The sequence below is a fragment of the Dryocola baronae genome, assembly GCF_051297175.1.
Classification (GTDB): Bacteria; Pseudomonadota; Gammaproteobacteria; order Enterobacterales; family Enterobacteriaceae; genus Dryocola.
This window is the reverse complement of the sequence record NZ_JBINNY010000001.1, coordinates 1559253-1572207: the sequence shown is the minus strand read 5'-3', so window position 1 is coordinate 1572207 and position 12955 is coordinate 1559253. Positions and strand designations below refer to the sequence as shown.

The 12955-nt window shown below is 55.5% G+C and carries 8 protein-coding genes; 4 read left to right on the top strand and 4 right to left on the bottom strand.

Annotation, left to right across the window (positions count from 1 at the left end):
* Nucleotides 1-10: 10 nt before the first annotated feature.
* The 3 genes from rcsC to gyrA form a co-directional block, all read right to left on the bottom strand.
* Nucleotides 11-2860 carry a two-component system sensor histidine kinase RcsC gene (rcsC, locus tag ACSPHG_RS07390; protein WP_435952843.1) on the bottom strand — a complete coding sequence of 950 codons (2850 nt, stop codon included), beginning with the start codon at nucleotides 2858-2860 and terminating at the stop codon, nucleotides 11-13.
* A gap of 196 nt (nucleotides 2861-3056) precedes the next feature.
* A complete protein-coding gene (locus tag ACSPHG_RS07385) occupies nucleotides 3057-3443 on the bottom strand; it encodes an ASCH domain-containing protein (protein ID WP_435952842.1) in 387 nt (128 codons plus the stop codon).
* Nucleotides 3444-3561: 118 nt separating this feature from the next.
* Nucleotides 3562-6198, bottom strand: a complete 2637-nt coding sequence (gene gyrA / locus ACSPHG_RS07380) for a DNA topoisomerase (ATP-hydrolyzing) subunit A (protein WP_435952841.1) — start codon at nucleotides 6196-6198, stop codon at nucleotides 3562-3564.
* Between the two features lie 158 nt (nucleotides 6199-6356).
* Between gyrA and ubiG the strand changes: the two genes are divergently transcribed.
* From ubiG to yfaE, 4 genes are all read left to right on the top strand, one after another.
* A complete protein-coding gene (gene ubiG, locus ACSPHG_RS07375; protein WP_435952840.1) occupies nucleotides 6357-7076 on the top strand; it encodes a bifunctional 2-polyprenyl-6-hydroxyphenol methylase/3-demethylubiquinol 3-O-methyltransferase UbiG in 720 nt (239 codons plus the stop codon).
* A gap of 357 nt (nucleotides 7077-7433) precedes the next feature.
* Nucleotides 7434-9719: a class 1a ribonucleoside-diphosphate reductase subunit alpha gene (gene nrdA, locus ACSPHG_RS07370; RefSeq protein WP_435952839.1), complete on the top strand. Its 2286-nt coding sequence runs from the start codon at nucleotides 7434-7436 to the stop codon at nucleotides 9717-9719.
* Between the two features lie 131 nt (nucleotides 9720-9850).
* The gene (gene nrdB, locus ACSPHG_RS07365; RefSeq protein ID WP_435952838.1) at nucleotides 9851-10981 is read left to right on the top strand and encodes a class Ia ribonucleoside-diphosphate reductase subunit beta; all 1131 of its coding nucleotides are present in this window, start codon (nucleotides 9851-9853) and stop codon (nucleotides 10979-10981) included.
* 3 nt (nucleotides 10982-10984) lie between these two features.
* On the top strand, nucleotides 10985-11239 hold the full coding sequence (gene yfaE, locus ACSPHG_RS07360; protein WP_435952837.1) for a class I ribonucleotide reductase maintenance protein YfaE: 255 nt from the start codon (nucleotides 10985-10987) through the stop codon (nucleotides 11237-11239).
* Nucleotides 11240-11366: 127 nt separating this feature from the next.
* Here the strand turns inward: yfaE and glpT are convergent, their stop codons facing one another.
* On the bottom strand, nucleotides 11367-12725 hold the full coding sequence (gene glpT / locus ACSPHG_RS07355; protein WP_435952836.1) for a glycerol-3-phosphate transporter: 1359 nt from the start codon (nucleotides 12723-12725) through the stop codon (nucleotides 11367-11369).
* Nucleotides 12726-12955 lie beyond the last annotated feature (230 nt).

The following is a 12955-nucleotide window of genomic DNA, read 5'->3' as shown; positions in this document are numbered from 1 at the left end:
CCCCCCTGTTTTAACGCCTCGCGCTTCTCACCCGTGCCGCATATACCGCCAGCGTCTGCTTAATCACGTCTAACGTAACCGGCTTCGACAGGCAGCTATCCATGCCAGATTCGATACAGCGCTGCTTCTCTTCCGCAAGCGCGTTCGCCGTCACGCCGATAACCGGCAGCGTCAGCCCAAGCTGGCGGATACGCTGCGTCAGACGGTAGCCGTCCATATTTGGCATGTTCACGTCGCTAAGCACGATATCAATGTGGTTCTTGCTCAGGACGTTAAGGGCGTCAACGCCGTCGTTCGCGGTCTTACACTGATAGCCGAGCGATCCCAGCTGATCGGCAAGCAGGCGGCGGTTAATCGGATGATCGTCGACGACCAGGATCATCATGTCGTCATTTTGCTCGCTGACGTCATTCGCTGAAGGCAGTACCGCCGTGCTGCCCGGCACGTCGACATCAATGCTGTAAATGCGGCCCAGCAGGTTCAGGAGATCGTGCGGCGCGGCCACGCTGTGCGTCCAGCAGCCCGGCGATGTCTCCAGCGGAATGCCGATATGGCGACGGCAGAAGCTAATCGCCGCACGGCCTTTCCACGGCGTTTCCAGCGCGTCATCGGTTATCAGCACGTCGTCGCTGTCCGGCACTTCGCCGTGGTACGGCCGGGTGCGAATGTTATTTTTCTCAAGCAGAGACTCAAGATAGCCGCTAAGCGACGCGTTGCGTACCGCAAGCCAGCAGCGCTTGTTTGCCAGGCCGTCCACCTGCGCAACCGGCGCGGACTGCGCCGCATACAGCGGAATGCGAATGGTAAACTGGCTACCCATTCCGGCTTCGGTATCCACCGAAATATCCCCGTCCATCATGCTGATAAGCTTCTCGCAAATCGCAAGGCCGAGGCCGGTACCCTGGAAGTTGCGCTGCACGCCGGTGCCCACCTGGAAGAACGGGTCGAAGAGGCGCGTCACCTCTTTCGTCGGGATACCCACGCCGGTATCGCGCACCCGGAAGCTGAGATAATCCCCGCTCACCGAGACATGCAGAATGATGCAGCCAACGTCGGTGAACTTGATGGCGTTGCTGAGCAGGTTGGAAATCACCTGCTGCAGGCGCATCGGATCGCCCTGCAGCGTCAGCGGCACGTCCGGCTCAATGAAGCAGTAAAGACCGAGCTGTTTGCGCACCACCAGCGGCAGGTAGTTCGCCGTGATGTGGCTCATGACCTCGCGCGGCGAGAATTCGCGCGGCTCGATTTTCAGCTGCTCGGACTCAATTTTCGAGAAATCGAGAATATCGCTGATGATTTTCAGCAGCAGGCTTGAGGAGTTGTTCATCGCCGTGACCAGGCGATCGACGCCTTTCGGCAGCGCTTTGGTTTGCAGCAAATCGAGGTTGCCGATGATGCCGTACAGCGGGGTGCGCAGCTCGTGGCTGACCGTTGCCAGGAACATGGATTTTGACTGGCTCGCCTGCTCGGAGGCCTGCGCCATTTCCTGCAGCGACTCTTCCATTTTCACGCGGGCGCTTACGTCAACCAGCACGCAAATCGCCACGTTTTCATTGCGATAGCGCGAGTGAACGAAGCTAATCTGTAAATTCGTATGGTTGCTGGTCACCACGTCGACGAAGTTGACCTGCTGCCCGCAGATGATTTGCGTCAGCCGCTGCCTGTCCTCGTGCGTCAGCATGTTCAGATAGTTATGCGCCAGCTCGTTACTCAGGATGTTGGTGCCGTCCTGGGTGCGCAGGATACAGATACCCACCGGGGCCGACGCCACGATTTTGCGGTTAAACTGTTCGTGTTCTTCCAGACGCTGCGCGTCGTTTTCTGCCGGAATGAAGATGCGCCGTTCATACATTCGCGCAAGCACGAACAGCACGATGCCCATCAGCACGTTCAGCAGCACCGCATTGAGAATCAGCATACGGATGCGTTCCAGCACCATATCGACGGGTACGGAATAGATAACGCTCAGCGAAGACGGCGGCAGGTTTTTCTTGAGCACCAGCTCTTTAAAGCCGGAGGTGTAGCCAAACCAGGAGCGTTCCTGCACCCAGCGCGCCTCCGGCTCAATTTTGGTTTCCGGGCCGGTAAGCGCAATCAGCGGGCGGCTGTTTTCATCAAGAATAGTCACGCCGACGGGCAGCGTTCCCGGCGTAATGAAGTTTTCCATCCGCACGGTTTGTTCGATGCCGAGCAGCGCCTGCAGGCGGTTCGCCAGATACACAGGGGTAAGGGTATAGAAGTAGCCGATGCCCGGACGTGGCCCCTGGCCAATCCAGTAGATGCTGTTGCTGCGCTCATCCTGCGGCGCGTTGCGATATTTAAGGATGCGTTCGTGCAGCGTTTTCAGCGCCTTTTCGCGCTCCAGCGGCATTTCACGCAGGCCGAAATCCGCCATGCAGAGGTTTTCGCCGCCGATCAGGAAGACGCGGTTAAGGTCATATGCCGCAGAGAAGTTGTCGCGCCAGTAGCGCAGGAACCAGGCAAGCGACTGCAGCGAGCTACGCCAGGAAGCGCTGACTGCCGAGCAGTCCGAATCCGGGAACAGCGGCATGAAATTTGGGGTTTCGACCTTGCTGTCGTCGCGTTCAATCGCGGGAAGCACGCCGTTGGTGGCGCTCAGTCGATTTTCGGCAATGTACTTCAGCTCTTTGACGACGTCCGAGGTGCGCTGAATGTAGCGCTGCGCCTGGTCAAAGCTGATGTTGAATTCCTGACGGATCTCCGACTCTTTTTCATGCAGGGCGTTGACGATATAGAACACTGAACAAAGCGCAATCAGCAGCCATAGCAGCAGCGCCAGCGCCCGGAAAAGATAGCGGGAAACTTTTAACGTGTTGCGAAAAGAGACGAGATATTTCAAATTTAGCCTGGTCGCGGGGAAACAATACGTTGGATGCCGATAAGGTAGCCGCAAAAATGGCGGCCCGCAACGGCAAAGGTGGTGTTGGGGAGTTTAGCGCGGCGACATCCACCGACTTTGAATCATTTTGTCGGATGTCGCTGCGCGAATCCGACCAGGGAAACCGCAGCTTTAGCAAGCGCCCTGCTGCAAACAATCAGAACTTTTCGATAACCTTGAAGTGCATCAGCACAAGCGTCATGTCCGGTGAGAACAGATCGTACTCTTCAAAAAAGCGTTTATGCTCGTTGCGCCAGTAGGCGAGCGTTCGGTCGCCCTCCCCTTCGGCCAGCGCATGGGCTTCATTGACCTGGTCGAAGGTGCTCATCTCAACCGTCGTCAGCTCAATCGCGCAAACCGGCTCATTTTTGCCGTCGACCACGACAAACACATCGCCCGGCTGCGGGATCCCTTCGCCGTCGAGGTTGGAGCAGGTGGCCGTTTTCACGCCGTCCAACACCAGCTTGACGAGCTCGTCCGCCTGCTGCTCGGTGTCGCCGAATGCCCAGCGTTCTGTCTCTTTATACTTTTCAGGGATAGCCATGATTTACCTTTTTAATTGACCCTTTCATTCACCAGAATAGTACAGGGTATAAAAATAAAAAACGCCCGATGCGCTGCACCAGGCGTTTTAAGCTTTGCTCTAAAGCGAAGCAGGCGGATTACTCGTCCGCGTCGTCTGCCGCTTCGTCGTCACTTTCTGCTTCCGGCGCGATGTCGTCATCGCCTTCCGCAACGGTACCGTCGATAGCGTCCAGCTCTTCTTCATCAACCGGCTCCGCAACGCGCTGCAGGCCGACGACGTTTTCATCTTCCGCGGTACGGATGAGGATAACGCCCTGGGTATTACGACCGACGACGCTCACTTCGGATACGCGGGTACGAACCAGCGTACCGGCATCGGTGATCATCATGATCTGGTCGGTATCTTCCACCTGCACCGCGCCAACGACGCTGCCGTTACGCTCGGTCACTTTAATGGAGATAACGCCCTGCGTCGCACGAGATTTGGTTGGGTATTCGTCGGCAGCGGTACGTTTACCGTAGCCATTCTGCGTAACGGTCAGGATAGAACCTTCGCCACGTGGAATGATCAGGGAAACAACCTTGTCGTCGCCAGCCAGTTTGATGCCGCGAACGCCGGTGGCGGTACGGCCCATGGTACGAACGGCGTCTTCTTTAAAGCGCACCACTTTACCGGCGGCGGAGAACAGCATCGCTTCGTTGCTGCCGTCGGTCAGGTCAACACCAATCAGCTCGTCGCCCTCATTGAGGTTAACGGCGATAATGCCTGCTGAACGTGGGCGGCTGAAGTCGGTCAGCGCGGTTTTCTTCACGGTACCGCTCGCGGTCGCCATGAACACGTTGATGCCTTCGGCGTATTCGCGTACCGGCAGGATAGCGGTGATGCGTTCGTCCGCTTCCAGCGGCAGAAGGTTAACAATCGGACGGCCACGGGCACCGCGGCTCGCTTCCGGCAGCTGATAAACCTTCATCCAGTACAGGCGACCACGGCTGGAGAACAGCAGGATCGTGTCATGGGTGTTGGCGACCAGCAGGCGATCGATAAAGTCTTCTTCTTTAATACGTGCCGCAGATTTACCTTTCCCGCCGCGACGTTGCGCTTCGTAATCGGTCAGCGGCTGATACTTCACATAGCCCTGGTGAGACAGGGTGACAACCACATCTTCCTGGTTGATCAGGTCTTCAATGTTGATATCAGCGGTGTTGGCGGTGATTTCAGTGCGACGATTGTCGCCGAACTGGTCGCGCATGGCTTCCAGCTCTTCGCGGATCACTTCCATCAGACGCTCTGCGCTGCCCAAAATGTGCAGCAGCTCGGCGATCTGCTCTAACAGCTCTTTGTATTCGTCGAGCAGTTTTTCGTGCTCGAGGCCGGTCAGTTTCTGCAAACGCAGATCCAGAATCGCTTGAGCCTGCTGCTCGGTCAGGAAATACTGACCGTCACGAATGCCGAACTCGGGCTCCAGCCACTCAGGACGCGCGGCATCGTCGCCCGCACGTTCCAACATGGCGGCAACGTTGCCCAAATCCCAGGAGCGTGCAATCAGGCCAGCTTTCGCTTCTGCCGCGTTCGGGGAGTGACGAATCAGCTCGATGATCGGGTCGATGTTAGCCAGCGCAATCGCCAGGCCTTCAAGGATGTGGGCACGGTCGCGGGCTTTTCGCAGTTCGAAAATAGTACGACGCGTAACAACTTCACGGCGGTGACGCACGAACGCGGAAAGAATGTCTTTCAGGTTCATGATCTTCGGCTGGCCGTGGTGCAGCGCCACCATGTTGATGCCGAAAGAGGTTTGCAGCTGGGTCTGGGAGTAGAGGTTGTTCAGTACAACTTCGCCCACCGCATCGCGTTTGATTTCGATAACGATGCGCATCCCGTCTTTGTCGGACTCGTCGCGCAGGGCGCTGATGCCCTCAACGCGCTTCTCTTTCACCAGCTCGGCGATTTTTTCGATCAGACGTGCTTTGTTAACCTGATACGGGATTTCGTGAACGATGATGGTTTCACGGCCCGTTTTGGCATCGGCTTCCACTTCCGCGCGCGCGCGAATGTAAATTTTGCCGCGCCCGGTGCGGTAAGCTTCTTCAATACCACGACGGCCATTGATGATGGCGGCCGTTGGGAAGTCAGGCCCTGGGATGTATTCCATCAGCCCTTCTACGCTGATGTTTTCATCTTCAATGTACGCCAGGCAGCCGTTGATGACTTCGGTGATGTTATGCGGCGGGATGTTTGTCGCCATGCCTACTGCGATACCGGACGAGCCGTTTACCAGCAGGTTGGGGATCTTGGTTGGCATAACGTCTGGAATTTTCTCGGTGCCGTCGTAGTTATCGACGAAATCCACCGTGTCTTTTTCCAGGTCGGCCATCAGCTCGTGGGCGATTTTCGACATACGGATTTCCGTATAACGCATCGCTGCGGCGGAGTCGCCATCCACAGAACCGAAGTTACCCTGGCCATCGACCAGCATATAGCGCAAGGAGAATGGCTGTGCCATACGTACGATCGTGTCATAAACGGCGGTATCACCATGAGGGTGGTATTTACCGATTACGTCACCAACGACACGGGCGGATTTTTTGTATGCTTTATTCCAGTCATTGCCCAATACGTTCATGGCGTAAAGTACGCGACGGTGTACCGGCTTGAGTCCATCGCGGACATCTGGCAGTGCGCGGCCGACAATAACCGACATCGCGTAATCCAGATACGAGCTCTTCAGCTCTTCCTCAATGTTGACCGGTGTAATTTCTCTGGCAAGGTCGCTCATGTAACCGCTATCCCTCTACTGTGTCCCGGATTCAAAGGTCGCAAATTATAACACAAGCGGCGCGTGGTGGGGAAACCTGAACACGTTTGCACGGCGCTTTATTAGTTGGCAGGGGCTGATATACTCCAGGTCTTCACGAGCAAGGAGTGAGTGTCCCCATGAATGCCGAAAACCAACCGGTTATCCAAAACGTCGACCATGACGAAATCGCTAAATTCGAAGCCGTTGCGTCACGCTGGTGGGATTTAGAAGGCGAGTTTAAACCGCTGCACCGTATTAATCCGCTGCGTCTGGGCTATATCAATCAACGTTCAGGCGGCCTGTTTGGCAAAAAAGTACTGGATGTGGGCTGCGGCGGCGGCATTCTCGCGGAGAGCATGGCCCGCGAAGGCGCAAACGTCACCGGGCTGGACATGGGCTTTGAGCCGCTTCAGGTTGCACGCCTGCACGCGCTGGAAAGCGGTATTCAGGTGGAATACGTGCAGGAAACCGTTGAAGAGCACGCCGACAAGCACGCCGGGCTTTACGACGTGGTGACCTGTATGGAAATGCTGGAGCACGTACCGGACCCGCAGTCCGTAGTGAAGGCCTGTGCAAAATTGGTGAAGCCCGGCGGTCACGTGTTCTTCTCGACCATTAACCGTAACGGCAAATCCTGGCTGATGGCGGTGGTCGGCGCGGAATACATCCTGCGCATGGTGCCAAAGGGCACGCATGACGTTAAGAAGTTCATCAAGCCTGCCGAGCTTTTGGCCTGGGTTGACCAAACCCAACTGCGCGAACGCCACATGACCGGGCTGCATTTCAATCCGGTGACTAACAAATTCTCCCTCGGCCCGGGCGTAGATGTTAACTACATGTTGCATACAGAGAGCTAATTAAACACATCGTCATAAGCAAAAGAGATAGATTTTGCGCGACATCAAGTTGCGCAATTATCCATTAAGTTTAAGAAATCAGCACTCGATCATAAATATCATTTTTTTTGCATCCCATTGACAATTGTCACAGGCCTTATGTGACGTGGACTTAGCGAAACCTGGCCTGTCACAACCTCATTTCATTGCCGAAATCAATACTTGTTCTCAGCCGATTAGTTACTAGAATACTCACCATATAGCGGTCAATTATTCCAAAACCCCCTACATATAGTATTTATCCACAAAGTTAGCCACAAGCAGGCTGCTGTGGATAAACGGGGGATTATTTCCATTTCACGGACAGGTACAACTCACATGAATCAGAGTCTGCTGGTTACAAAACGTGACGGTCGAACCGAGCGCATTAACCTCGATAAAATCCATCGTGTTCTCGATTGGGCTGCCGAAGGACTGAATAACGTTTCGGTCTCACAGGTCGAACTGCGTTCTCACATCCAGTTTTATGACGGCATCAAAACCTCTGATATTCATGAGACTATCATCAAGGCTGCCGCCGATTTAATCTCCCGCGAAGCGCCGGACTACCAGTACCTGGCCGCGCGTCTGGCCATCTTCCACCTGCGTAAAAAAGCCTACGGCCAGTTTGAACCGCCGAAGCTGCACGACCACGTAGTGAAAATGATTGAGCTGGGCAAGTACGATCAACATCTGCTGGAAGACTACACGGAAGAAGAGTTCAAGCAGATGGACGATTTCATCGACCACGACCGCGATTTGAGCTTCTCCTACGCGGCGGTTAAGCAGCTGGAAGGTAAATACCTGGTCCAGAACCGCGTCACCGGTGAAATCTACGAAAGCGCGCAGTTCCTTTATATCCTGGTTGCCGCGTGCCTGTTCTCTAACTACCCGCGCGAGACTCGCCTGAGCTACGTGAAACGCTTCTATGATGCCGTTTCCCTGTTCAAAATTTCTCTGCCAACGCCAATTATGTCCGGCGTACGCACCCCAACCCGCCAGTTCAGCTCCTGCGTGCTGATCGAATGCGGCGATAGCCTGGATTCAATCAACGCCACCTCCAGCGCGATTGTGAAATACGTTTCCCAGCGCGCCGGTATCGGCATCAACGCCGGTCGCATCCGCGCCTTGGGTAGCCCAATTCGCGGCGGCGAAGCGTTCCACACCGGCTGTATCCCGTTCTACAAGCACTTCCAGACGGCGGTGAAATCCTGCTCCCAGGGCGGCGTTCGCGGCGGAGCAGCGACCCTGTTCTACCCGATGTGGCATCTGGAAGTGGAAAGCCTGCTGGTGCTGAAAAACAACCGTGGCGTGGAAGGCAACCGCGTGCGCCACATGGACTACGGCGTGCAGATCAACAAATTGATGTACACCCGCCTGCTGAAAGGTGAAGACATCACGCTGTTCAGCCCGTCCGACACCCCGGGGCTGTACGATGCGTTCTTCGCCGATCAGGAAGAGTTCGAGCGTCTTTACACCAAATATGAAAAAGACGACAGCATTCGCAAACAGCGCGTTAAGGCGGTTGAGCTGTTCTCCCTGATGATGCAGGAACGTGCTTCTACCGGCCGTATCTACATTCAGAACGTCGACCACTGCAACACCCACAGCCCGTTCGATCCGGCTATCGCACCGGTGCGCCAGTCTAACCTGTGCCTGGAAATCGCGCTGCCGACCAAACCGCTGGACGACGTTAACGACGAAAACGGCGAAATCGCGCTGTGTACGCTGTCAGCCTTCAACCTGGGCGCAATCAACAGCCTGGACGAACTCGAAGAGCTGGCAACGCTTGCCGTTCGTGCGCTTGATGCTCTGCTGGATTACCAGGACTACCCAATCATCGCCGCTAAGCGCGGAGCGATGGGCCGCCGTACTCTGGGCATAGGCGTGATTAACTTCGCTTACTACCTGGCGAAACACGGCGTGCGTTACTCCGACGGCAGCGCAAACAACCTGACCCACAAAACGTTCGAAGCCATTCAGTACTATCTGCTGAAAGCCTCTAACGAACTGGCGAAAGAGCAAGGCGCGTGCCCGTGGTTCAACGAAACCACCTATGCCAAAGGCATCATGCCGATCGACACCTACAAGAAAGACCTGGATGTCATCAGCAACGAGCCGCTGCACATGGACTGGGATGCATTGCGCGAATCTATCAAGACTCACGGCCTGCGTAACTCCACGCTGTCCGCGCTGATGCCGTCTGAAACCTCCTCGCAGATTTCTAACGCCACCAACGGCATTGAACCGCCGCGCGGTCACATCAGCATTAAAGCCTCTAAAGATGGCATACTGCGCCAGGTCGTGCCGGACTACGAAGAGCTGAAGGACAAATACGAGCTGCTGTGGGATCTGCCGAACAACGACGGTTACCTGCAGCTGGTTGGCCTGATGCAGAAATTTATCGACCAGTCGATCTCTGCTAACACCAACTATGACCCGTCACGTTTCCCATCAGGAAAAGTGCCGATGCAGCAGCTTCTCAAAGACCTGCTCACCGCCTATAAATTTGGCGTGAAGACGCTGTATTATCAAAACACCCGCGACGGTGCGGAAGATGCGCAAGACGACTTGGCACCTTCAATTCAGGACGACGGCTGCGAAAGCGGCGCATGTAAGATCTAACTCCGTTTTCAACGCCCTGCGGCGGGTGGCGCCTTGCTTACCCGCCCTACTCCACACGTTGGCGAGAAAATACGTAGGCCGGATAAGCGAAGCGCCATCCGGCATTCAGTTCGAAAACAGGACCCCAATTCATGGCTTACACCACTTTTTCACAGACGAAAAACAACCAGCTTGCTGAGCCCATGTTCTTTGGCCAGCCGGTGAACGTGGCACGCTACGATCAGCAAAAATATGACATCTTCGAAAAGCTGATTGAAAAGCAACTCTCCTTCTTCTGGCGTCCGGAAGAAGTGGATGTTTCCCGCGATCGTATCGATTTCCAGGCGCTGCCGGAACATGAAAAACATATCTTCATCAGCAACCTGAAGTACCAGACGCTGCTGGACTCCATTCAGGGCCGCAGCCCGAACGTCGCCCTGCTGCCGCTGATCTCTATCCCCGAGCTGGAAACCTGGGTCGAGACCTGGGCGTTCTCCGAAACGATCCACTCGCGCTCCTACACCCATATCATTCGCAATATCGTTAACGATCCGGCGGTTGTGTTTGACGATATCGTCACCAACCAGGAGATCTTAAAGCGCGCGAAAGATATCTCCGGCTATTACGACGACCTGATCGAAATGACCAGCTACTGGCATCTGCTGGGTGAAGGCACGCACAGCGTCGACGGCAAAACCGTGACCGTTAACCTGCGCGCCCTGAAGAAACAGCTTTATCTGTGCCTGATGAGCGTCAACGCGCTGGAAGCAATCCGCTTCTACGTCAGCTTCGCCTGCTCATTTGCCTTTGCCGAGCGCGAGCTGATGGAAGGCAACGCCAAAATCATCAAGCTGATTGCCCGCGACGAAGCGCTGCACCTGACCGGCACCCAGCACATGCTGAACCTGCTACGTTCCGGCGAAGACGATCCGGAAATGGCCGAAATCGCCCAGGAATGCCGTCAGGAATGCTACGACCTGTTCGTGCTGGCCGCCGAGCAGGAAAAAGAGTGGGCAAGCTACCTGTTCCGCGACGGTTCGATGATCGGCCTGAACAAAGATATCCTGTGCCAGTATGTGGATTACATTACCAACATCCGCATGCAGGCCGTCGGCCTCGACCTGCCGTTCAAAACCCGTTCTAACCCAATCCCGTGGATTAACGCGTGGCTGGTGTCAGACAACGTGCAGGTTGCGCCGCAGGAAGTCGAAGTCAGCTCTTACCTGGTTGGGCAGATCGACTCCAATGTCGATGCTGACGATCTGAGCAACTTCCAGCTGTAACTGATGAGCCGCATTACGCTAAGCATCACCGGCGCACATCTAATGTGTCAGGATGAACACCCTTCCCTGCTGGCGGCGCTGGAACATCACCAGGTCGCCGTAGAGTATCAGTGCCGGGAAGGTTACTGCGGATCCTGCCGGATTAAGCTGGTATCCGGCGAGGTGAAATGGCTGAGCGAACCGCTGGCGTTCATCCAGCCCGGTGAGATTTTACCCTGTTGCTGCCGGGCACAGGGCGATATTGAAATTGAGATGTAAAAAGCAAAAACCTCCCGCGGGAGGTTTTTTTTGTCGTAGGTCGGATTAGCGCAGCGGCATCCGACACTTACGATGTATAGGGTGGATGTCGCTGCGCTCATCCACCTTACAAAATCGGCTTAATAGCCTAGCTGTTATTTTCTCTGGCTTTCATTTGTTGGTGATGCTTGTTCTCGCCCACCATCACCACCAGCAGCAGAACCACCGCCAGCACGCTGCCGCCGATCATCACCATAAAGCCGCCGTCCCAGCCGAAGAAGTCCACGGTATAACCCACGATCGCGCTCGCCGCAACCGAACCGCCAAGATAGCCGAACAGCCCGGTAAAGCCAGCCGCCGTGCCCGCCGCCTTTTTCGGTGCCAGTTCAAGAGCGTGCAGGCCAATCAGCATCACCGGGCCGTAAATCAGGAAGCCGATAACTATCATACAGGCCATGTCCACGCCCGGATTGCCCGGTGGGTTTAGCCAGTACACCACGGTGGCGATGGTCACCAGAATCATAAAGAACACGCCGGTGGCCCCGCGGTTGCCCTTAAAGACTTTGTCCGACATCCAGCCGCACAGCAGCGTTCCCGGGATCCCCGCATATTCATACAGGAAGTAGGCCCAGGAGGATTTATCCAGCGCGAAGTGTTTCACCTCTTTGAGATAGGTCGGCGACCAGTCCAGGATGCCGTAACGCAGCAGGTAAACGAACACGTTAGCGATGGCGATATACCACAGCAGGCGGTTGGGGAAGACGTACTGCATAAAGATTTGCTTCGCCGTCAGCTCTTCTTCCGCATTCTCGCTGTAGTCGTCCGGGTAGTCGTTTTTGTACTCCTCAATCGGCGGCAGGCCGCAGGACTGTGGGGTATCGCGCATCAGGCCAAACGCAATCAGCGCCACGAGGATAGCCGCAAAGGCAGGCATATACAGCGCCGCGTGCCAGTCGTTAAACCACGCCATCCCCAGCAGGAACAGCAGCGGAGGAATGCCGCCGCCGACGTTATGCGCGCAGTTCCAAATCGAAACGATACCGCCGCGCTCCTTCTGCGACCACCAGTGCACCATGGTGCGCCCACACGGCGGCCAGCCCATGCCCTGGAACCAGCCGCACAGGAACAGCAGCACAAACATCACCGCGATGCTCGACGTCGCCCAGGGTACAAAGCCCATAAACAGCATAACGGCGGCGGCAAGGATCAGCCCGGCAGGCAGGAACACACGCGGGTTAGAGCGGTCAGAAACCGACCCCATGATGAACTTGGAAAAACCATAGGCGATGGAAATCCCGGACAGCGCAAAGCCCAGGTCACCACGCGAGAAGCCCTGCTCCACCAGATAAGGCATTGCAAGGGTGAAGTTTTTACGCACCAGATAGTAAGCGGCGTAGCCGAAGAAAATCCCCATGAAGATTTGCCAGCGCAGGCGGCGATAGGTCGGATCGATGTGTTCTGACTTCAGCCTTGGCTGATGCGCTGCAGGTTTAAATATACTCAGCATGAATGCCTCCGTGGCAGTTTCTGGAAAAGCCATGTTCTTTTGCGAGCGCATGTTAATGAAAATCATCTGTCTTTAGTGTGAAACATCGCACACCACGTTACAGTTTTATTACAAATTAGCGAAAGGGTGCATCAGGTCACACTTCACTTTCGATTTATGCTCGAATTTGCTCGATATCAAACATTGATAATTCATTCTGTGGCTGAATAGCGATCAACGGGTTTCTTTCA

What these genes read in the sequence shown, in the direction of transcription:
- ACSPHG_RS07385 (WP_435952842.1), bottom strand. Translation starts at nt 3,443, where the DNA reads ATGGCTATCCCTGAAAAGTATAAAGAGACAGAACGCTGGGCATTCGGC.
- nrdA (WP_435952839.1), top strand. Translation starts at nt 7,434, where the DNA reads ATGAATCAGAGTCTGCTGGTTACAAAACGTGACGGTCGAACCGAGCGC.
- ubiG (WP_435952840.1), top strand. Translation starts at nt 6,357, where the DNA reads ATGAATGCCGAAAACCAACCGGTTATCCAAAACGTCGACCATGACGAA.
- glpT (WP_435952836.1), bottom strand. Translation starts at nt 12,725, where the DNA reads ATGCTGAGTATATTTAAACCTGCAGCGCATCAGCCAAGGCTGAAGTCA.
- yfaE (WP_435952837.1), top strand. Translation starts at nt 10,985, where the DNA reads ATGAGCCGCATTACGCTAAGCATCACCGGCGCACATCTAATGTGTCAG.
- gyrA (WP_435952841.1), bottom strand. Translation starts at nt 6,198, where the DNA reads ATGAGCGACCTTGCCAGAGAAATTACACCGGTCAACATTGAGGAAGAG.
- nrdB (WP_435952838.1), top strand. Translation starts at nt 9,851, where the DNA reads ATGGCTTACACCACTTTTTCACAGACGAAAAACAACCAGCTTGCTGAG.